Source organism: Desulfuromonas sp. TF (assembly GCF_000472285.1).
Taxonomy (GTDB): Bacteria; Desulfobacterota; Desulfuromonadia; order Desulfuromonadales; family ATBO01; genus ATBO01.
Genome location: NZ_KI421421.1, coordinates 337,667 through 357,628, shown reverse-complemented (window position 1 = coordinate 357,628; position 19,962 = coordinate 337,667). Strand labels below are relative to the sequence as shown.

The following is a 19,962-nucleotide window of genomic DNA, read 5'->3' as shown; positions in this document are numbered from 1 at the left end:
AGATGGCGCTGCAAAAAGTTTCCCCTGTGAATGACGACATCCCGGATATGAGAAGGGGCCATCGATCTGCCGATTTGATAGCCCCTGTCGATAGTTTTTGCACTTCAGCATGTTGCCCTTTGCCACTCTATATCGGGCACTTGCCGCCGCACACATTGAGCACCTGGCTGCGCCGGCTTTTATCGCGGTAGACGGTTATCCCCTTGCAGCCGAGTCCGTGAGCCAGGAGGAAGGCTCCCTTAACATCTTCCACGGTGGCCTCGAAGGGAAAGTTAATCGTCTTGGATACGGCGTTGTCGACGTATTTCTGAAAAGCGGCCTGTATGCGCACATGCCAATCGGGCGCGACCTGGAGTGCGGTGACGAAAACCTCCGGATCCAGTCCCCTCCCCTCCTCCCGGAGCCGGCGGTAGAGGGGATGGACCTCCTTGAGCACCGTTCCCAGAACGTGCCGTTCGTACTCGAAGGCGAAAACCGGTTCGATCCCGCTGGACACCCCGGCGATCAGGCTCAGGGTGCCGGTGGGCGCGATGGTGTTCACCGTGGCGTTGCGCATCGGAGCGCCCCCCTCCTGCTGGCGGATACTCCCGACGAAATGGGGATAGGGGCCCCTTTCCCTGGCCAGCTCCTCCGATGCGGCCACGGATTCCTGCCGGACAAAGGACATGATTTCTTCGGCGATCCGCAGGGCCGCCTCGCTGCCGTAGGGTATTCCCTGCCGGATGAGAAGATCGGCAAAGCCCATGATACCCAGGCCGATCTTACGGTTTCCACGGGTGATTTCCCCGATGGCCGGTATCGGGTACCGATTCACGTCGATGACATCATCGAGGAACCGGATGCCCCAGCGCACCTCCTCCGCCAGGCGCGGATAGTCGATCCGACCCTGTTCATCGACCAGGCGGGTCAGGTTCAGTGAACCAAGATTGCACGATTCGTAGGGAAGCAGAGGTTCTTCGCCGCAGGGGTTGGTGGCTTCGATTGTCCCGACATGGGACGCGGGATGGGTCGCATTGATGGTATCGAGAAAGATGAGGCCCGGCTCCCCGTTTGCCCAGGCATGCCCGGCTATGTCTTCAAAGACCTGCGCTGCCGGCAGGCGGCCGATCGCTTCGCCCGTCCTGGGGTTGCAGAGGGGGTAATCCTCCCCCTTTTCCACCGCCGCCATGAAGCGGTCGGATACGGTCACCGAGATGTTGAAATTGGCCAGCTCCCCTTCCCGGTCCTTGGCGGCGATAAAGGCCAGAATGTCGGGGTGGTCGACCGCGAGGATTCCCATATTGGCCCCCCGCCGGGTTCCGCCCTGCTTGATCGCCTCGGTCGCCATGTCGAAAACCCGCATGAAGGAAACCGGCCCCGAAGAAACACCCTTGGTGCTTCCGACCACATCTCCGGAGGGGCGCAGGCGGGAAAAGGAAAATCCCGTTCCCCCGCCTCCCTGGTGAATAAGAGCGGCGTCCCGGAGGGTATTGAAGATTTCGGGGAGAGAGTCGTCGACGGGAAGAACGAAACAGGCAGAGAGCTGGCCCAGATGCATGCCGGCATTCATCAGCGTGGGGGAATTGGGAAGAAAAGTAAGCGAGGACATCATGCGGAAAAAACGCCTTTCCGCCTCCTCCGCTCCCTTCTTGCCGGTGTATGGCTCCTCCGCAGCGGCGATCGCGCGCGCCACCCGCATAAAGAGCTCTTCCGGTGTTTCGTTCACCCGTCCGCTGTCATCTTTTCGCAGATAACGGGCTTTAAGGGTCAGAAGGGCGTTTTCCGAAAGGTGAATGCTCATCCGTCTCCCCGCATCTCTCCTGTCCAGCTTAGCAGAGAAATCGGATACCCTCAATCAGACGACCCGGATGATGAATTCGGGACAGGCGGCTGCGCAATACCCGCAAAGAATACACTCTCCCGCGTCAACCGTGGCTTTTCCGTCCTTCACGGCAATAGCCTTGCTGGCGCAGGCGGGAAGGCAATTCCCGCACCCCTTGCAGAAGCGGTCCATTATCCTCAATCGGCGACGGCGGCTCTCCAGTTCCTTCCAGATCCCCTCCTTCGGCGACTCGCCGGAAAAGAGGGCCAGGTTCGCGTTGATCTCTCCTTCCGAAAGCATTCCCACCGCAACGGCATGGACTCCCGGGAGCCCCAGGACGTAGCCGAAGCTGGCCCGGGCCTGACCAATGAGGTTGCCTCCGGCAAGAGCCTTCATGGCGTAAACCCCTTTTCCAGCCTCCGCCGCTTCGGCAATGGCCCCGGCCATGTCTTCGGCCGAGCCGTCGAGGATCCCCATCCCGCCTCGATTAATGAGGGGATGCACCACATCGATCTCAGGGTGGACCGCCGCCCGCTTTATCGCCGATATATAGTGGGAGGAGAGCCCCAGGCAGCGGACCTTCCCCTCCTCGCGCAGTTGCAGCAGCTCTTCAAAGACGGATGCACGTTCGACGAAGGGATCGGAAAGCCGGGCTCCGTGGAGGTGGACGATATCCAACCGATCCACCTCCAGTTCCCTAAGCGCTCGCTCGACATGCCGGCGGGCTTCGGCGGCGCTGTCGGCATGGGTTTTGGTGGCGAGAAAGACCTCGCCTCGATATTCCCGCAAGGCTTCCCGGATATGCGGATAGGTTCCGTAGAGTTCGGCGGAATCGATAAGATTGATCCCCCTCTCCAGAGCATGGCGCAGGAGTCGCGCCCCTTCCCCGGGGGTCAATCCCGCCTGAAGAGGTCCCATAGGCAGGGATCCGAATACCAGCGGATGTATCGCAATTTCGGTTCTTCCCAAGACAACCCTTGGCATGATATCCTCCTGCCGTTTTTGCCTGATATTTACCAATTCCCCTTGCGGGAGGCAAGTTTTTTCCCGATCGAATGTTATAATAGGGGCAATTTAAAAGGAGCCGACCCATGCCCAGTGAGTTTAAAGATAAAGTACGGGAGCAGTTCGGCCGCACTGCGGCCGGATACGTGCAGAGCAAAGGCTTTGCCGGTGGCGCCGACCTCGAGGAGGCCGTGCGTCTGCTCAAACCGACACCCGAGGACTCACTGCTCGATGTCGCCTGCGGCGGCGGTCATACAGCCCTTTTCTTCGCCCCTTTGGTCCGCAGCGTCGTCGCCTCGGACCTGACCATGGCGATGCTCAAGAAGGCCCAGGAGTTCATCAGCGAAGAGGGCCGGGTCGACAATGTGATGTTTCGTGAGGCCGATGCCGAGGATCTTCCATTCCCGGCCGGTTCATTCACCATGCTTACCTGCCGCATCGCTCCCCATCATTTTCCCGATGTCCCCCGTGCCTTGCGTGAATTTCACCGGGTTCTGCGCCGGGGAGGACGCCTGGTGATTATCGATACTCTGCTCCCCGATGATCCCGAGATTGCCGAATTCTATCAGGCCATGGAAAAAATGCGCGATCCCACCCATGTTCGAGCTTATCGAAGGGAAGAGTGGACGGAAATGCTCCAGGAGGCCGATCTCATCCTCCATGAAACCAGGGTCTTTCCCAAAACACATGATTTCCACGATTGGGCAAAAAGAGCCGGTCTGAAGCGGGAAGGCATTCAGAATCTCAACCGCTTCCTGATGGAGGCGCCGGAAAAAGTTCATGATTTCTTCCAGATAGAAACGTTTGCCGGCGAAGTGGAAACCTACACCGACCAGAAGCTGCTCCTCTATGCCAGCCGGCCGGAGAAGAAATAGCCGAATCCTTTCCAGGGAATTGGAGGGGCCGAGAAATCGGCCCCTTTTTTATCTGCATCTGTCTCTGCGGTTAATGCTCTTTGACCATCAACTTAAAAAAAAGGACGCCCCGCGAAGGGCGTCCCCGATGTGAATGTCAGGATATGAAAGAGTTTAGCTGGCAGCCTTCTTCTGGGCAATGCCGGCCGCTTCCTCGAGCATGGAGGTGGTCACGGACTTAGGCCGCTCGATGCCGTAGCCGAGAGCGCGGTCCCAGGTGATGTTGGCGAGGCAGCCGAGGGCGCGGCCGATACCGAACAGCACGGTGTAGAACTCGTACTGGGTCACGCCGTAGTACCACTGGATGACGCCGGACTGGGCATCGACGTTCGGCCAGGGGTTCTTGGCTTTGCCGTGCTCGGTCAGAACGCCCGGGGCGACTTCGAAGATCATCTTCACCAACTGGAACAGCGGGTAGTCCTTGAGACCCGGGGTCTTCATGCAGAACTCACGCTGCGAGGTGTAGCGCGGGTCGGTCTTGCGCAGAACGGCATGGCCGTATCCCGGGATGACCTGACCGCTGTTGAGGGTGTCCCACAAGGCCTTTTTGAGACCTTCTTCGGTCGGCACTTCGCCGCCAAGCTTGGCCATGAAGTTCTGGGTCCAGCGCAGCACTTCCTCGTTGGCTAGGCCGTGCAGGGGGCCGGCGAGACCGTTGATGCCGGCACTGTAAGAATAATAAGCGTCGGAGAGGGCCGAGGCGACCAGATGGGTGGTGTGAGCGGAAACGTTGCCGGACTCATGGTCGGAGTGCAGGATGAAATACATGCGGGCAACGTTGTCATAAGGTGCGTCAATGCCCATCATACGGGCGAAATTGCCGCCCATGTCAAGGTTCGGATCGGCTTCGATGTGGGTGTCGCCCTTGTACTTCATGCGATAGATGTAGGCGCCGATCGGGGCGAGTTTCGCCATCAGGTTGGTGGCGTCTTCATACATATCTTCCCAGCAGGTCATCTTGTTGAACTTGCCTGCGGCATAGTTGGCGGCAAAGATCGAATCGCGCTGCATGGCCAGAATGGCGCTGGAGAACATGGTCATCGGGTGGGAGTCGCGCGGCAGTGCCCGCAGAACGTCAATGACGTACTGGGGGACCTGGGAACGCTGCTTCCAGTCCTCGACCACTTGCAGGGTCTGCTCCTTGGTCGGCACGTCGCCGGTCAGCAGCATCCACCAGAAACCCTCGACGTACGGATAGTCGCTGCCGGGAACCTTGGGCAGCGCTTCGAATGTTTCGGGGATGGTCTTGCCGCGGAAGCGGATCCCTTCCATCGGATCCAGGTAGGAAATGTCGGTGACCAGACACTTGATGCCGCGGGCGCCGCCGATGGCCTGTGCGATGGTCACGTCGCCCAGCTTCACATCGCCGAATTCCTTGACCAGGCGGGTGGTGCGGGGGCGATGCTCATCAATCTTCTTACGCAGGGTTTCCTTCAGTGTCGACATACTCTCTCTCCTTTACTGAAAAAATGAAAACGCGATGGGCCACAAAACCCACCAGACCGAACCGCTCTTGCTTCACAACAAAAAAGCGGAATCCTGCATTTACCGGGCGATACAGACAATGGCGCAAACCTTGTCTGGTCACATTTTCCAAATAATGTTCTAACAACAGAAGTATGGATTGTCAAGCCATTTTGTATACAGTATCCAGTGCTGAATTATATGCATACCCCTTTTTTTTCCCCTTTGCTTTCGGCCGGCCTCCATGGTAGGATGCATAAAATTTGTGCAGGTCGTAAAAATCAAGAATGGATCGCGCCCAGCCCGTGAGAGCTAAAACCGGTTCAGCCGGTTCGTATACATTACTCTACCATCTTTTTTAAAATTTGTTCATTTAATCGTTCGAACCATGAAAATAGGTCGGCTTCAACTCGCCAACAATATCATTCTTGCCCCCATGGCCGGCATTACCGATCTACCCTACCGCCTGGTAATGAAGCGCTTCGGAACGGCCCTGGTCTTCACCGAGATGGTGAGCGCCAACGGGCTTATCCGCTCGGGCCTTCGGACCCGGGAGCTGCTGCGGTCCACCCCTCAGGAAAGCCCTCTGGGAATACAGCTCTTCGGGGATGATCCGGAGGTCCTCGCCGATGCAGCCGGCCTGGTGCAAAAGGACGGAGACCTCCTGGATATCAACCTGGGTTGTCCGGTGAATAAGGTCATCCGTTCCGGAGCGGGAAGCGCCCTGCTGCGCGATTCCCGGAAAGTCGGCAGAATCGTCGCGGCGGTGCGCCGGGCTACCGAGATCCCTCTCACCGTCAAGATCCGGTCCGGCTGGGACAGCGAGTCGGTGAACTTTCTCGAAATCGCGCGCATCGCCGTGGCTGAAGGAGCAGAGGCTGTGACCCTGCACCCGCGCACCCGCAGCCAGGGGTTCGGCGGTCGGGCCGACTGGGATCAGATTCGACTCCTCAAGGAAAACCTGTCTGTTCCGGTCATCGGCAGCGGAGACATCTTTACGGCCGGGGACGCCCTGACGATGCTTCGGGATACCGGCTGCGACGGAGTCATGATCGGCCGTGGCGGGTACGGAAACCCCTGGCTGATCCGCGACATCATCACCCTTCTCGCTGGAGATGAAGCGGCTCCGCCTACTCCCGAAGAACGACTGGAAATGGCTGAACTGCACTTCGACCTTTTTACGCGATTCTTCGGGTCGAGGAAAGCCGTTTTCGACATGCGCAAGCATCTTTGCTGGTACGCCCGCGGACTTCCAGGCGCCGCAGCCTTCCGTTCCCTGGTCAATCAGGTCCAGTCCGAGGCGGAGCTGCGCAGGGCCATGACGGATTTCTTTGCTTCCGCTCGGGCTTTGGAAAACACAACATGAAGAATCCCATGGATATCGTTGATGCACAGCTCTATGTCCGAATTCTGGAAAACGTCGACCGTGCCGTGGTGGCGATTGACAGCGAAGGACGCATCGCCCTGTTCAACCCCGCCGCGCAGCTCTATACAGGGCTTTCGGAACGCCAGAGCCTCGGCCGCCATTTTGAAGAACTTTTTTCCGGACAGGCGGCCCTTCTCTACCTGGTCCGCACGGCGGTCCAGGATGGAAGGTCCATTTCCGATGACGAAAACATCCTGCTGCATCGCCCTTCCGCCGCGCCTCTGCCGGTGAGCGCCTCGGTTTCGCCCATTTATACCGAGGACGGCGACCAGGAAGGAGTGGTTCTCATCATCCGCGATCTATCCCGGGTCTGCGAATTGGAGGAAGCGGTTCGACGGTCCGACCGGCTCTCGACCCTCGGCACCCTCGCCGCGGGCCTCGCCCACGAGATCAAAAACCCCCTGGGCGGAATCAAGGGGGCGGCGCAGCTCCTGGCCATGGAGCTGCCCGAGGGGAGCCATCTCACCGAATACACCGGAGTCATGGTCAAGGAGGTGGAGCGGGTCAACGGGATCATCGAGGAGCTCATGGATCTTGCCCGTCCCCGGGCGCCGGAGCTGACCGAGGTGAATCTGGCCAAGGTGCTCAATGACATCGTTCTCTTCCAGAAGGAAGCCCATCGCGGAAAGGACGTTCAGTTTTCCCTGCAACTCGACCCCAGCATCCCGCCGATCCAGGGGGACGAGAACCTGCTCACCCGCCTGTTCCTCAACCTGATCAAGAACGCCGGCGAAGCCATCGACAAAAAGGGAACGGTGCAGATCATCACCAAGGTCGCCTCCGAGTATCATCTGAACCAGCCGGGAGAACGTCCGGCCCCGCTCATCGTGGTGGAGATAAGGGACAGCGGTCGGGGGATGCGGGAGGCCGAACTCGATAAGATCTTCACACCCTTCTACACCACCAAGAGCAGGGGGAGCGGGCTGGGCCTCGCTACCTGCCAGAAAATCGTCAGCGAGCACCGGGGATTTCTCAAGGTGGAAAGTACCCCTGGCAAGGGGACGGCTTTCTCCGTCTGCCTCCCCTTCCTTCGCTGAAGCAACTGACACGAATTATACGTTCAAACGGTTACCTAGGAAAGGCGCACAGAAATCATGTCCATTCGACGCATTCTCGTAGCGGACGACGAGGAGAGCATCCGCTGGGTCCTCTCCAAGGCACTGACAAAGAAGGGATTTACGGTCGATCTGGCTACAAGCGGAACCGAGGCCCTGACCATGTCCCGGCAACAGTCTTATGATCTGGCGGTGCTGGATATCAAGATGCCGGGGATTTCCGGGCTGGAGCTCCTCAGCCGTTTTCAGGAGGAACATCCCCATCTGCTGGTCGTCATCATGACTGCCGAGTCCTCGATGAAGAACGCCGTGGAAGCAATGAAGCGGGGAGCGTACGACTATATCACCAAGCCTTTCGACCTGGATGCTCTCGACGCCATTATTCTCAAGGCCCGGCAGGCGGCCGAGATTACCGAGGAGGTGCAGCGGCTCAAGGAGGAAGTCAAGGAGCATTACCATATCGATCGCCATATCATCGGCTCCAGCCAGCCGATGCAGGAAGTGTACAAGCTTCTGGGAAAAGTCGCCCCCTCCGATGTCACCGTACTCATTACAGGCGAATCGGGCACCGGCAAGGAGCTGGTCGGTCGCGCCATTCACTTCAACAGCCCCCGCCTGGGCAAACCCTTTCTGGCCCTGAACTGCGCCGCGATCCCCCGGGAACTGCTGGAGAGCGAACTCTTCGGTTTTGAGAAGGGGGCCTTTACCGGCGCAACCGAACGCAAGATCGGCAAATTCGAACAGGCCGCAGGAGGCACCCTTTTCCTCGATGAAATCGGCGACATGCCTCTGGAACTTCAGGCGAAGCTGCTGCGCGTGCTTCAGGAGAAGGAGATCACTCGAACCGGGGGCGCCGGCACCATACCGGTCGATGTGCGCATCGTCGCCGCCACCAATCAGGATCTCAAGGAAAAAGTCCGCAACAAGGAGTTCCGCGAGGACCTCTATTACCGCCTCAATGTCGTACCCATTTCCCTGCCCGCTCTACGGGAGCGGCGCGAGGACATTCCCCAACTTGTTGAATTCTTCATCCGAAGGGCCCATCAGGATTTGAAGGTGGCCGCCCGGGGCTGCACCGAGGAGGCGATGAACCTGCTGAAGCGTTTCGAGTGGCCGGGGAATGTACGTGAGCTTGAGAACACCATCCAGAGAGCCGCCCTTCTCTCTCCCGATCAGCTTCTTACCCCAGCCGACTTTCCCAGCTTGACGGCCGAAGGAATACGGGAAAATGAAGGGTCGCTGGAAGCCATCATCGCCGGCAAGCTGCAGAGCTCCTTGGCCCAGATGGACGTCCAGGAACTCGACAATCTCTACGACATGGTCCTGCATCAGATGGAGCGTCCCCTGATTAACATCGTGCTGGATAAAACCCGCGGCAACCAGGTGCGGGCCGCCGAGATTCTCGGCATCAATCGCAATACCCTGCGCAAGAAGATACAGATCCTGGGGATCGATCTCAAAAAGAACTGATGCGACTTCTCCGGCAGACCTGGAAAATTGACAAGGCCCGGGACGATCGTCCCGGGCCTTGCTTTTGAGGTCATTTCCATCGAGAGGATAAAAATGTCAATACCCGTCCTCCCGCCGTGACTGGTTCTCGAAGCGGGTGAACTGCCCCTGGAAGGTCAGGTGGACCGTGCCGATAGGACCGTTGCGCTGCTTGCCGATGACGATCTCGGCATCCTTCTCGTGCCCCTTGTCGCAGGAGTTGTCGCGCTTCTTGCAGGCTTCGCAGTACACCGATTCGCGATAGACGAACATGATCACGTCGGCGTCCTGTTCGATCGCTCCTGACTCGCGCAGGTCGGCCATGATGGGTCGCTTGTCGGTGCGGTTCTCAAGAGAGCGGTTGAGCTGGGAGAGGGCGACGACGGGAACGTTGAGTTCCTTGGCCAGGGCCTTGAGGGAGCGGGAAATCTCGGAAATCTCCTGCTGCCGGCTCTCGGAGTTTCTCCCCTGCATCAGCTGCAGGTAGTCGACCATGATCAGCCCCAGGTTCTTGTCGGCCTTGAGACGGCGGGCCTTGGCCCGCAATTCCAGCACCGATATGGCGGGGGTATCGTCGATATAGATCGGCGCTTCGGAGAGCAGACCGGCGCCGTTGGTAAGTTTGGGCCAGTCGGACTCGCCGAGATGGCCGGTCCGCAGGCGGCTGGCATCGACCCTGGAAATCGAGCAGAGCATACGCTGTACCAGCTGCTCCTTGCTCATCTCCAGAGAGAAGATGATGGTGGGAACGGGGGTTTCGGCATGAACCGCGGCATTTTCCACCATGTTGACGCAGAAGGCGGTCTTTCCCATGGAGGGGCGTCCCGCCACGATGAGCAGGTCGCCGCCCTGCAGGCCGGCGGTCATCTGGTCGAGCTCAGTGAAGCCGGTGGGAACGCCGGTGACCAGCTCCTTCCGGTCAAAGAGCTTCTCTATGGTCTTGAAGGTGTCCTTCATGATCTCACGGGTGGAGTAATAAGAAGGACGGCTCTTCATGCCGGTGATTTCGAAGATCGATTTTTCAGCCCAGTCGAGGGTGTCCTCGACGTCGTCTCCGGAATAGCCCTTGGTGGCGATTTCAGTGGCAACGGAGATGAGGTGACGGCTGATCGACTTCTCCTTCACCATGCGGCAGTAGTATATGATATTAGCGGCGGTGGGGACGTAATCGACGAGGGTGGCCAGATAGCTGCTCCCTCCGACGGCGTCGATTTCCCCCTGTTTCTGCAGGGCGGATGTCAGGGTCACCAGGTCGGCCGGCTCCCCTTTTTCGGAAAGATCGATAAGGGTGGAGAAGATCTTGCGGTGACTGTCGCGATAGAAGTCCTCGGGACGCAGGATCTCAAGCGCCTTGTTAAGGGCCCCGTTCTCCAGCAGAATGCCGCCGAGTACGGACATCTCTCCCTCCAGACTCTGGGGCGGAAGACGATGAGAGGAAACGTTGGACATAAACACCCTGGCTGAGGCTAAGCTCACAGTCGAAGGCCAGAATAAAAGGCTAAAAGGAACCGGCAATCGCCGGCTCCTCCTTTAACCTTTATCCATAACCTGAACGTGTTGGCCCTGCCTGATTATTCCGCGGCGACGACCGAAACCTTGATGTTGGCGACGACGCCGGCATCGAGCTTGACCGGCACTTCGTATTCGCCTAGTGACTTGATCGGCTCCTCAAGCTGGATTTTTTTGCGATCCACCTCGACTCCGGCATCGGCGAGTTTGGCGCCGATCTCCATGGTGGTCACTGAACCGAAGAGTTTGCCGTCCTCACCGGCCCGGAGGGCCAGTAGGCAAGTCACGGATTCGACCTTCTTCTTCTGCAGTTCAGCGGCCTGGGTCACCTTCTGCATCTTGCGCTCCATCTGGCGCTTCTGATGCTCCAGTTCCTTGACATTGCGGGTATTGGCGACAACGGCCAAGCCCCGCGGGACAAGATAATTGCGCCCGTATCCGGGCTTGACCTTGACCTGGTCCCCGATGGTGCCGAGACCTTCCACGTTTTCCGTCAGAATGATTTCCATCGATCTCCTCCAAAAAAGATCTACGATTGTTTTTTCTTGATCTTAGGATTCCTAAAGTCTGCCCAAAGGTCGAAAACGCCGACGGCGACAACCATTAAAGGCAGAGGATTGAGCACGGTCAGCAGCAGATATCCCAACCCCCGGAAAAAAGGTGGGATCCCTCTTTTCTGAAAATAATGGGTGACGACAGCCAGCCCCTGCATGAAATATAACGGCAGCAACAGGGTCAGCACGTTCAAGGAAACTTGCTCCGCCAGTCCCTGCGCGTACATCATTCCGAAACCGCCAAGGATCAAGGGCCAGACCAACAGCTCCGGTGCTTTCCAGGACCGAAAATGCCCCCCGGGCATCTCGTAGCGGCCCCGGGAGAGAGCCGAAAGCATCAGAACGTTGATCAACAGAACGCCCGCCGTGGCAACGGTCATCAGAGCAGGCCATGCACGGAGCAGAAAAACGGCCATCTGCCGAATCGTTGCCTGAAGTTCCTCGAGCTGATCCTCCGGCAGATTCGCCTGCTGATAAATAGCGAGAGCCGATTCCACCTCGCTGTCCAAATACTGTCCGACCAGTTCGGTGACAGGCAGACCACGGGCACTGCTGTATGCCGTCAAAGTGATCCCACCGACCGCAAGCAGAACCACCAGAGTGCCGGCAACCGCCCGGTCCCAGGGCCAATTCCGCCTCAGAAGAAAAGGAAGAACCATGGAAGCGAGGCCGAACTGCAGCAGATAGGCGAGCACACCCGCCTGATCACCGGCAGCCAGCAGAACGGCCGCTGCCAGTATGACCACCCCGCATCCCGTCAGCGGGCCGCGTCGCATATGAATATAAGCGGCGGGCAGAGGAACCGTCAGATTTATCAGTGCGCCAGCCGGTCCCAGGGCGCCTGCTGCCCACAGAAGCAAGACAGTTGCCAAGGCGCCTGCGGCCAGAGAGAGCGCACCCTGGCCGCTCGCTATCCTCTTGGGTCGCTGCAGCAAAGCTTCCAATTAATCGAAGGAATGACCGGAAGTAAACGGCAACAGGGCGATATTACGAGCCCGCTTGATCGCCTCGGTAACCTGGCGCTGATGGCTTGCGCAGTTTCCGGAGATGCGGCGGGGAACGATTTTACCCCTCTCGGAAATGAAGTAGCGAAGGTTGCGCACTTCCTTATAATCGATCTTCATCGTCTTGTCTCCGCAGAAGCGGCAGCCTTTGCGCCGGGTAAAGCGACGGCGGGGGGCAGCGGGCCGGGCGGGTTTTCTTTCAAAAGCCATATTATTAATCCTCCCTTGAACTAGTCGGTTAAGCGGTCTCTTCGGTGGACTCTTCAGCCTCGGCGCCCTCATCCGAAGCGGCTTCGCTCTCTGCGGCCGCCGGGGCGACATCAAGACCCTTTTCCAGATAGATTGTCTGGAACTTGATGATCGACTCGTCGATACGCATGCGGCGTTCGAATTCGGCAACGACCTCGGGGCCGGCCTGATAGGCAACCAGCACATAGGTTCCGCGGCCCTGCTTCTTCACCTGATAAGCCAGTTTCCGGGTCCCCCATTCGTCGACCTTGAGAATTTCGGCGTCCTGATCGGTCAGGATTCCTTTAAACTTATCGACTGCCGCGGCATACTGATCACCGACGACATCCGGGTGGACAATGAAAATCGTTTCGTAGGTACGCATCTATTGAACCTCCTCACGGGTTTGTAGCCCCGGTCCGACCGGAGCAAGGAGCGGGCGTTCAATACGCCCGGTAAAAAGAACTATGTTTATTATCACACTTCTGACGGAGTTTCAATGTTTTTCACTTCTTTTCCCCCGTCAGACATTGAAACGAAAATGCATGATGTCGCCGTCGCGGACCACGTACTCCTTCCCCTCAAGACGCATCAGGCCTTTTTCCTTCGCGCCCGCCTCACCCTTGGCGGCGACGAAGTCCTGATAAGCGATCACTTCGGCCCGGATGAATCCCTTTTCAAAATCGGTGTGGATGACGCCTGCGGCTCCCGGCGCCTTCGTTCCGACGGGAATGGTCCAGGCGCGAACCTCTTTGACCCCGGCCGTAAAATAAGTGATGAGGCCGAGCAGGTGATACCCGGCGTGGATCATCTGGTCTAGACCCGCCTCGGGAAGGCCGAGTTCCTTCAGGAATTCTCCCTTCTCCTCTGCGGGAAGCTCGGCAATTTCCGCTTCGATCTTGCCGCAGATGCTGACCAGTTCGGCCCCCTCGTTCTTGGCGACCTGGCGCAGCCGGGCGACAAAAGGGTGATGACCTTCAAGATCGTCCTCTGAGACATTCGCAACATAGAGAACCGGCTTGGCGGTGATAAGGTGCAGATCACGCAGAATGGCCTTTTCTTCCGTAGTCAGATCGGCATTCCTTGCAGGGCGCCCTTCGTTGAGACAGGAGCGCACCTTGGTGAGCACCTCAAGTTCGGCCTTCATCTGCTTGTCGCCGCTTTTGGCCTGCTTTTCCGTACGCACGATGCGCTTTTCCACGGTCTCCAGGTCGGCGAGATTCAACTCGGTCTGGATCACCTCCACGTCGCGCACCGGATCGACCGAGCCGTCCACATGAACAACGTTTTCATCCTCGAAGCAGCGAACGATGTTGGCGATGGCATCGACCTGCCGGATATGACCGAGAAACTGGTTTCCAAGTCCCTCGCCCTTGCTCGCCCCCTTGACCAGGCCGGCGATGTCGACGAATTCCATCGTGGTGGGAAGAACTTTCTGCGGCTTGACAATGGCGGCGAGCTCATCGAGGCGAGGATCGGGGACCGCCACCACCCCGATGTTGGGCTCAATGGTGCAGAAGGGGTAATTTGCAGACTCCGCTCCGGCAGAAGTGATGGCGTTGAAGATGGTCGACTTGCCGACGTTGGGCAGTCCGACGATACCGCATTTGAATCCCATGGAAAATCCGTTATCCGTGATTGGTGATTGGTTGAGCCCCTGATCCCTGGTCCCGTGACTCGGGACACTGAACCATCCTTTACAAAGAACGATAGCCGGGGGCATACCCCGGCTATCGAATACGCCAATGATACTCTCTGATCAGACCAGCAGCGGAGCAATAACCAGGGAAACCACGCTCATCAGCTTGATGAGAATGTTCATGGCCGGACCGGAAGTGTCCTTGAAGGGGTCGCCGACGGTGTCGCCGACGACGGCGGCTTTGTGTGCCTCGCCACCTTTCTTCTCGCCGGGCAGTTTGCCGCTTTCGATGTACTTCTTGGCGTTGTCCCAGGCGCCGCCGCCGTTGGACATCATCAGGGCCAGCAGAACCCCTGCCAGAGTCGCCCCGGCCAGCATGCCCCCAAGGGCTTCCTTGCCGAGAACGAAACCGACCAGTACCGGCGCGACGACTGCGACCATGCCGGGAAGGATCATCTCCTTCAGAGCGGCTTTGGCCGAAATATCGACGCACTTCTCGGGTTCGGGCTTCACTCCGGGCTTGCCTTCGAGCAGTCCTGGGATTTCCCGGAACTGGCGGCGGATCTCATCGACCATCTTGCCGGCGGCACGCCCGACGCTGGTCATGGTCAGGGCGCCGATGAAGAAGGGCAGCGCCCCGCCGACGAGTAGTCCGATGACCACCATGGGGTTGATCAGGTTGATCGTCTCAAGGCCGACGGTGGTCGCATAGGCCGAGAAGAGAGCCAGCGCTGTCAGCGCCGCGGAGCCGATGGCGAAGCCCTTGCCGATAGCCGCGGTGGTGTTGCCGATGGCGTCGAGGCCGTCGGTGATCTTGCGAACGTCGGCGCCGAGGCCGGCCATTTCGGAAATCCCGCCGGCGTTGTCGGCGATAGGGCCGTAGGCGTCGACCGTCATGGTGACGCCGACGGTGGCGAGCATGCCGACGGCGGCGATCCCGATGCCGTAGAGACCGGCTGTGTAGTTGGCGACGAAGATGGCGCCGCAGATGATCAGGATGGGCAGGGCGCAGGACTCAAGGCCGACAGCCAGACCGTGGATGATGTTGGTGGCAGGACCCGTTTTGCTGGCCTCTGCGATGCGGAACACCGGGGCATGGGCCGTGTAGTATTCGGTCACCTGACCGATGGCGATCCCGGCCAACGTTCCTGCAAGAATCGCCCAGAAGACGCCGTTGGAGATGTCAAGTCCCCGGATCACGAAGAAGGCGGCGACGAGGAATCCGCCGGCGGCGACGAAGGTGGTGGCATGCAGCGCCTTGGCCGGATTCATCGACTTGAGAACCTTCATCGAGGCGATGCCGATGAGGGAGAAAATCAGACCGACCATGGCCAGAACCAGAGGCAGGAGCATGGCGCTGGCCTGAACATTAGCGCCGCCGCCGAGTTGGGTCAACAGTTCAGGTCCTGCCGCGGCCGCGATGGCGATGGTGGCAATGATCGATCCCACATACGATTCAAAAATATCCGCTCCCATTCCGGCGGTGTCACCGACGCAGTCACCGACGTTGTCGGCGATGACGCCCGGATTGCGGGGGTCGTCCTCGGGGATGCCGGCTTCAACCTTGCCGACCAGGTCGGCGCCGACGTCGGCCGCCTTGGTATAAATGCCCCCGCCGACGCGGGCAAAGAGGGCAATGGAGGAGGCACCCATGGCGAACCCGGTGATGTATTGAGCCGTAATGGGACTGCCGCCGAAGAAGATATAGACGATGCCGACCCCTACCAAACCGAGCGAAGCGACGGCCAGACCCATGACCGCGCCACCGTTGAAGGAGACCTCGAGTGCCTTTGCCTGACCGGAAGCACGGGCCGCCTCGGCGGTGCGCACGTTGGCGCGGGTGGCGGCCTTCATCCCGATGAAACCGCAGGTCATGGAGCAGACCGCCCCGCCAAGAAATGCCAGGGCCGTCTGAATGTTCATGCCGAAGGTGATAAGCACGAATACCACGACGATGAAGACGGCAAGGACGCGGTATTCACGGCCGAGAAAAGCCATGGCGCCGGCGTGGATATCCTCGGAAATCTCCCTCATCTTCTCATTGCCAACAGGTTGGGCCTTGACCAGAGTGTACATCACGATGGCGATGACAAACCCGATCACACCCAGAATCGGAGCATACATCTGCAGTTCCATTTGACTTCTACCCTCTCTTTTTACGTTGAAATATCGCGGTTATTGAACTCGTTCATGGCAATCGGCACCCCCTGAAGGAGGATGGTCTCCACCGCCTTTGCCGAGTTGTCCACCACATTATCCAGCTTGCCGCGCTCTTCCGCGGAGAAAACCTTCAGTACATGTCCAGCCACGTCGCCGCCGGCTTCAGGGCGTCCGACGCCGACCTTGACCCGGATGAAATCGCCGCTGCCGAGAACCTCGCGGATGCTGCGGATGCCGTTATGGCCGCCGTGCCCGCCTCCGGTTCTGATCTTCAGGACTCCGAAGGGCAAATCGATATCATCATGAATCACAATCAAATCGCCGAGATCGACAGCAAGAGATTTGCAAGCCGAACCGACGCTGACGCCGCTCAGGTTCATATAGGTCTGGGGAAGCAGAATGGTAGTCTCGCGGCCTGCAACCCGGCCGACACCATAAATGCCCTGATGCCCCTTTTTCTTTAAGGCAATTCCGTTCCCTTGGGCCAGCCGCTCGGCTACCATGAAGCCGATATTGTGCCGGGTTCCGGCATATTTGGAGCCCGGATTGCCCAGCCCTGTTATAAGCTTCATGCCGATGCCGGTTCCGCTCAGGCCTCTTCGGCCTCTTCTTCAGCAGCCCCTTCTTCACCTTCGGCTTTGTGGCCGGTGACGGTGATTACGGTGAAGTTGACTTCATGGGGCACTTCAACCCCGGCCGGAAGGACAAGGTCTTCCACGTGCAGAACATCGCCTATGCTCAGGGACGTCACATCCACCTCGATGGCGCCGGGGATGGACGAGGGCAGGCAGGCCACTTCGAGTTCGTGGCGGATGACCTGAAGGCTGCCGCCAACCTTCTCCCCTTCCGATTTCCCCACCGGGTGAACCGGCACCATGACATGGACCTTTTTCTTCAGGTCGATGACCTGGAAATCCACGTGCTGCACGTCGCGGCGGATGGCATCGACTTGCATGTCTTTCAGGATGACGACCTTGCCGCTGAAAGCCCCCTCCCCTTTCAGGGTGATCAGGGTGTTCCAGCCGGATTCGGTGGCAATAGCCTTTTTCAGAGCCTTGGGTTCCACCGTAATGGCGCAAGGCTCCAGCCCCCTGCCGTAAACGACGGCCGGGACGAGATTCTGGCGGCGAAGCGTCCGTGCGCCGCCTTTGCCGATACCGTCACGCAACGTAACATTCAATTCTGTCTCTGCCATGTATCATTCCTCCGAATGTTGTTTAATATCTTTATCAGGGACCATCTATAGTTGCACTCGCAAAAACTCAGAGGATGGCTAAGCGCCATCATCTACACAAAAAGGGAACTCACCGATTCGTCGCCATGAATGCGCCGGATGGCTTCCGCCAGCAGTTCCGCCACCGAAAGACAACGAAGCTTCGCACACTCTTTTACCTTATCCTCGACGGGAATGGAATTGGTGACCACCACTTCCTTGAGGGGACTGTCTGTGATCCGTGCGAGGGCAGGACCGGAAAGGACCGGGTGCGTGGCATAGGCGCAGACCTCCTTGGCCCCATGCGCGATCAGGGCCTGCGCTGCATTGCAGAGCGTGCCGGCCGTATCGATCATGTCATCGACAATGATACAGCTTTCGCCTTCGACCTCGCCGATGATGTGCATGACTTCAGACACATTCGGTCCGCTGCGCCGTTTGTCGATGATGGCCAGCCCCGCATCCATCCGCTTGGCGAAGGCGCGGGCGCGCTCGGTGCCGCCCGCATCGGGGGAAACAACCACCACCCGACCGGGGAAGCGGGTCTTGATGTCGTCGAGAATCACCGGAGCGGCATAAAGATGATCCACAGGGATATCGAAGAAGCCCTGAATCTGGCCGGCATGCAGGTCGATAGTCAATACCCTGTCCATCCCGGCGGTGGCAATCAGGTCCGCAACAAGTTTGCTGGTGATCGGGGTTCGGGGCGCCACCTTACGGTCCTGCCTAGCGTAGCCGAAATAGGGGATAACCGCGGTAATGCTCGCAGCGGACGCTCTCTTGAGCGCATCGGTCATCACCAGCAGCTCCATGAGATTATGATTGGCCGGAGCGCAGGTGGACTGAATGACGTAGACGTCCCGTCCGCGTACGTTTTCGCCGATCTCCACCATGATTTCGCCATCAGAGAAGGTCCGGACATTGGCGCTGCACAGAGGCACGGCCAGATTCCCGCATATCTCCCTGGCCAGGGCGAGATTGGAATTACCGGCAAAAATCTTGAGCTTATCCACTGCGACTCCTTGCTGCTCGGCTTGGAAAAACTGTAGGTCATGGGAACCCATGACCTACCTGGAAAAGAGGATTTCTTAGGTCTTATTTAAGATCGCCTGCCGGCGGTGCCTGTCAAAAACCGCAGACCGATAAATTTTGATGGCTGGGGCGCCAGGATTCGAACCTGGGAATGCCGGAATCAAAATCCGGTGCCTTACCGCTTGGCGACGCCCCAACAAATGCAGATCCAAGGCTCAAGCCCCATCTCGCGGGCCGGACTCACACAGGCTGGACGACAAAAATCTTCCAGCCGGACTCTCCGGAAAACGCTTCCGCGGCCCGGCGGGCCGTCCCTTCCTCGGCAAATACTCCGAACACCGTCGGCCCGCTGCCTGACATGAGCGCACCGGCCGCTCCGTTATTCAACAGCCGGGTTTTTATCTCTTCGACCACGGGATACCTGGAGACGGTAACCTTCTCCAGATCGTTGCGGAGCAGCGAGGAGAGGTCCCCCGCGGTTCCGGAAAACCTCGGCAGTCTAGCCGCTCCCCCACCTGATGTCAACCCTAAATTTTGGTAGACCCAGGCCGTGGAAACGGCTATCCCAGGGTTGACAAGAACGTACCAGACGGATGGCAATCCTTCAACTTTTTCCAGGACATCTCCAATCCCTGTGGCCCAGGCGGCGCCCTCAAAAAGGAAGAACGGCACATCCGCTCCAAGCCGGCTGCCCTCAGCCATCAGCGTCTTTCGAGAAATACCGAGTCCGAGCATTTCATTCAGGGCCTCAAGGACCGTCGCTGCATCGGAAGAACCGCCTCCCAGACCGGCCGCGACAGGAATCCTCTTGTCGATGGAGATTTCCACTCCGCACTCTTCGCCGGACAGATCGAGGAGCCGCCGAGCAGCCAGGGCGGCTATGTTTTCGCCTCCCGGAGGCAGCACCACGCCTTCGCAGGAGACTCGCACCCCCGGCGTTTCGACCAGCGCAAGCTCAATGCGATCATACAGGGAGACACGCTGCATAATCATGCCAAGCTCGTGATAGCCGTCGAGGCGCTTGCCCATAACCTGTAGATACAGATTGATTTTGGCCGGGGCCAGATACTGACGGATCATGTCGATATCCTCAGAGAACCAACTGAGATGCTTTCGCAACAAAGCAAAAAAGCAGATGGCTAAGCAAAAAGCGCCAAATGCAAGGCGCGCAATTGTCGAGCAATGAGTTGTACTTACGTACGTCGAAGCAGCGAGAGCAATTGCAGCTCGCCTCTTGAGCCAGCGGCAATCATCGAAGAAGATCACGGGAATGTCAAGCGGCGGAATGCGGGTTTGCGGGATAAGCCCGCCAAGGAGAATAAAGATTTGAAAAATACCTTGATACCTGCAGAAAAGAAAAACCCGGGAACTACCCGTCTAAATGGAATAGTCTAATGCGTGGCGGAACTGACGATACCACACACGGGGGATGCCATCCTGGCGGAGCATGACACCCCTGCAGATTTCGCA

Annotated in this window: 18 protein-coding genes and 1 tRNA gene; 4 read left to right on the top strand and 15 right to left on the bottom strand. The window is 58.6% G+C overall.

Translation table 11 applies throughout. The features are described 5' to 3' along the window. Positions 1-127 precede the first annotated feature (127 nt). On the bottom strand, positions 128-1,780 hold the full coding sequence (locus DTF_RS0112920) for an adenosylcobalamin-dependent ribonucleoside-diphosphate reductase (RefSeq protein WP_035057013.1): 1,653 nt from the start codon (positions 1,778-1,780) through the stop codon (positions 128-130). Positions 1,781-1,834: 54 nt separating this feature from the next. Further along, entirely contained in the window at positions 1,835-2,785 is a 951-nt protein-coding gene (locus tag DTF_RS0112915; protein WP_027715657.1) for an aldo/keto reductase, read from the bottom strand. A gap of 107 nt (positions 2,786-2,892) precedes the next feature. Between DTF_RS0112915 and DTF_RS0112910 the strand changes: the two genes are divergently transcribed. After that, a complete protein-coding gene (locus DTF_RS0112910) occupies positions 2,893-3,681 on the top strand; it encodes a class I SAM-dependent methyltransferase (RefSeq protein WP_027715656.1) in 789 nt (262 codons plus the stop codon). Positions 3,682-3,834: 153 nt separating this feature from the next. Here DTF_RS0112910 and DTF_RS0112905 read toward each other — a convergent pair whose 3' ends face one another. Continuing rightward, positions 3,835-5,166, bottom strand: coding sequence for a citrate (Si)-synthase (locus tag DTF_RS0112905; protein WP_027715655.1), 1,332 nt, complete (start codon positions 5,164-5,166; stop codon positions 3,835-3,837). A 406-nt stretch (positions 5,167-5,572) separates the two neighbouring features. Between DTF_RS0112905 and dusB the strand changes: the two genes are divergently transcribed. Genes dusB through DTF_RS0112885 form a run of 3 tightly spaced genes read left to right on the top strand, consistent with a single transcriptional unit; the run spans position 5,573 to position 9,135 of the window. Next, positions 5,573-6,550, top strand: coding sequence for a tRNA dihydrouridine synthase DusB (gene dusB / locus DTF_RS0112895; RefSeq protein ID WP_226989332.1), 978 nt, complete (start codon positions 5,573-5,575; stop codon positions 6,548-6,550). Beyond that, entirely contained in the window at positions 6,547-7,647 is a 1,101-nt protein-coding gene (locus DTF_RS0112890; RefSeq protein ID WP_155890809.1) for a nitrogen regulation protein NR(II), read from the top strand. Before dusB ends, DTF_RS0112890 begins: the two co-directional genes overlap by 4 nt. A 57-nt stretch (positions 7,648-7,704) precedes the next feature. Continuing rightward, complete coding sequence (locus DTF_RS0112885) at positions 7,705-9,135, top strand: sigma-54 dependent transcriptional regulator (protein WP_027715652.1); 1,431 nt, start codon at positions 7,705-7,707, stop codon at positions 9,133-9,135. Positions 9,136-9,231: 96 nt separating this feature from the next. On the opposite strand, the gene dnaB is transcribed toward DTF_RS0112885, so the two are convergent. From dnaB to ispE, 12 genes are all read right to left on the bottom strand, one after another. Next, a complete protein-coding gene (gene dnaB / locus DTF_RS0112880; RefSeq protein ID WP_027715651.1) occupies positions 9,232-10,602 on the bottom strand; it encodes a replicative DNA helicase in 1,371 nt (456 codons plus the stop codon). Between the two features lie 122 nt (positions 10,603-10,724). Next, positions 10,725-11,171, bottom strand: coding sequence for a 50S ribosomal protein L9 (gene rplI, locus DTF_RS0112875; protein WP_027715650.1), 447 nt, complete (start codon positions 11,169-11,171; stop codon positions 10,725-10,727). 20 nt (positions 11,172-11,191) lie between these two features. Next, positions 11,192-12,088, bottom strand: a complete 897-nt coding sequence (locus DTF_RS0112870) for a DUF2232 domain-containing protein (protein ID WP_162148642.1) — start codon at positions 12,086-12,088, stop codon at positions 11,192-11,194. Positions 12,089-12,160: 72 nt separating this feature from the next. Then, positions 12,161-12,430 carry a 30S ribosomal protein S18 gene (gene rpsR / locus DTF_RS0112865; protein WP_027715648.1) on the bottom strand — a complete coding sequence of 90 codons (270 nt, stop codon included), beginning with the start codon at positions 12,428-12,430 and terminating at the stop codon, positions 12,161-12,163. 28 nt (positions 12,431-12,458) lie between these two features. Then, entirely contained in the window at positions 12,459-12,833 is a 375-nt protein-coding gene (rpsF, locus tag DTF_RS0112860; protein WP_027715647.1) for a 30S ribosomal protein S6, read from the bottom strand. A gap of 138 nt (positions 12,834-12,971) precedes the next feature. Next, positions 12,972-14,066, bottom strand: a complete 1,095-nt coding sequence (gene ychF / locus DTF_RS0112855) for a redox-regulated ATPase YchF (RefSeq protein WP_027715646.1) — start codon at positions 14,064-14,066, stop codon at positions 12,972-12,974. Between the two features lie 141 nt (positions 14,067-14,207). Further along, the gene (locus DTF_RS0112850) at positions 14,208-16,223 is read right to left on the bottom strand and encodes a sodium-translocating pyrophosphatase (RefSeq protein WP_027715645.1); all 2,016 of its coding nucleotides are present in this window, start codon (positions 16,221-16,223) and stop codon (positions 14,208-14,210) included. Between the two features lie 20 nt (positions 16,224-16,243). Beyond that, positions 16,244-16,819, bottom strand: a complete 576-nt coding sequence (pth, locus tag DTF_RS0112845) for an aminoacyl-tRNA hydrolase (RefSeq protein ID WP_035057008.1) — start codon at positions 16,817-16,819, stop codon at positions 16,244-16,246. A gap of 17 nt (positions 16,820-16,836) precedes the next feature. Then, positions 16,837-17,442: a 50S ribosomal protein L25/general stress protein Ctc gene (locus DTF_RS0112840; RefSeq protein WP_027715643.1), complete on the bottom strand. Its 606-nt coding sequence runs from the start codon at positions 17,440-17,442 to the stop codon at positions 16,837-16,839. Positions 17,443-17,534: 92 nt separating this feature from the next. Further along, a complete protein-coding gene (locus DTF_RS0112835; protein ID WP_051361283.1) occupies positions 17,535-18,524 on the bottom strand; it encodes a ribose-phosphate pyrophosphokinase in 990 nt (329 codons plus the stop codon). Positions 18,525-18,613: 89 nt separating this feature from the next. Next, a tRNA-Gln gene (locus DTF_RS0112830) sits at positions 18,614-18,688 on the bottom strand. 44 nt (positions 18,689-18,732) lie between these two features. Further along, positions 18,733-19,572: a 4-(cytidine 5'-diphospho)-2-C-methyl-D-erythritol kinase gene (gene ispE / locus DTF_RS0112825; RefSeq protein WP_027715641.1), complete on the bottom strand. Its 840-nt coding sequence runs from the start codon at positions 19,570-19,572 to the stop codon at positions 18,733-18,735. Between the last annotated feature and the right edge of the window lie 390 nt (positions 19,573-19,962).

Bases quoted from the DNA above. Each gene is read 5' to 3' on its own strand.
- rpsR (WP_027715648.1), bottom strand. From the start codon at position 12,430: ATGGCTTTTGAAAGAAAACCCGCCCGGCCCGCTGCCCCCCGCCGTCGC.
- DTF_RS0112885 (WP_027715652.1), top strand. From the start codon at position 7,705: ATGTCCATTCGACGCATTCTCGTAGCGGACGACGAGGAGAGCATCCGC.
- rplI (WP_027715650.1), bottom strand. From the start codon at position 11,171: ATGGAAATCATTCTGACGGAAAACGTGGAAGGTCTCGGCACCATCGGG.
- DTF_RS0112910 (WP_027715656.1), top strand. From the start codon at position 2,893: ATGCCCAGTGAGTTTAAAGATAAAGTACGGGAGCAGTTCGGCCGCACT.
- dnaB (WP_027715651.1), bottom strand. From the start codon at position 10,602: ATGTCCAACGTTTCCTCTCATCGTCTTCCGCCCCAGAGTCTGGAGGGA.
- DTF_RS0112915 (WP_027715657.1), bottom strand. From the start codon at position 2,785: ATGCCAAGGGTTGTCTTGGGAAGAACCGAAATTGCGATACATCCGCTG.
- DTF_RS0112835 (WP_051361283.1), bottom strand. From the start codon at position 18,524: ATGGGTTCCCATGACCTACAGTTTTTCCAAGCCGAGCAGCAAGGAGTC.
- ychF (WP_027715646.1), bottom strand. From the start codon at position 14,066: ATGGGATTCAAATGCGGTATCGTCGGACTGCCCAACGTCGGCAAGTCG.
- ispE (WP_027715641.1), bottom strand. From the start codon at position 19,572: ATGATCCGTCAGTATCTGGCCCCGGCCAAAATCAATCTGTATCTACAG.
- DTF_RS0112850 (WP_027715645.1), bottom strand. From the start codon at position 16,223: ATGGAACTGCAGATGTATGCTCCGATTCTGGGTGTGATCGGGTTTGTC.
- pth (WP_035057008.1), bottom strand. From the start codon at position 16,819: ATGAAGCTTATAACAGGGCTGGGCAATCCGGGCTCCAAATATGCCGGA.
- rpsF (WP_027715647.1), bottom strand. From the start codon at position 12,833: ATGCGTACCTACGAAACGATTTTCATTGTCCACCCGGATGTCGTCGGT.
- dusB (WP_226989332.1), top strand. From the start codon at position 5,573: ATGAAAATAGGTCGGCTTCAACTCGCCAACAATATCATTCTTGCCCCC.
- DTF_RS0112890 (WP_155890809.1), top strand. From the start codon at position 6,547: ATGAAGAATCCCATGGATATCGTTGATGCACAGCTCTATGTCCGAATT.
- DTF_RS0112840 (WP_027715643.1), bottom strand. From the start codon at position 17,442: ATGGCAGAGACAGAATTGAATGTTACGTTGCGTGACGGTATCGGCAAA.
- DTF_RS0112920 (WP_035057013.1), bottom strand. From the start codon at position 1,780: ATGAGCATTCACCTTTCGGAAAACGCCCTTCTGACCCTTAAAGCCCGT.
- DTF_RS0112905 (WP_027715655.1), bottom strand. From the start codon at position 5,166: ATGTCGACACTGAAGGAAACCCTGCGTAAGAAGATTGATGAGCATCGC.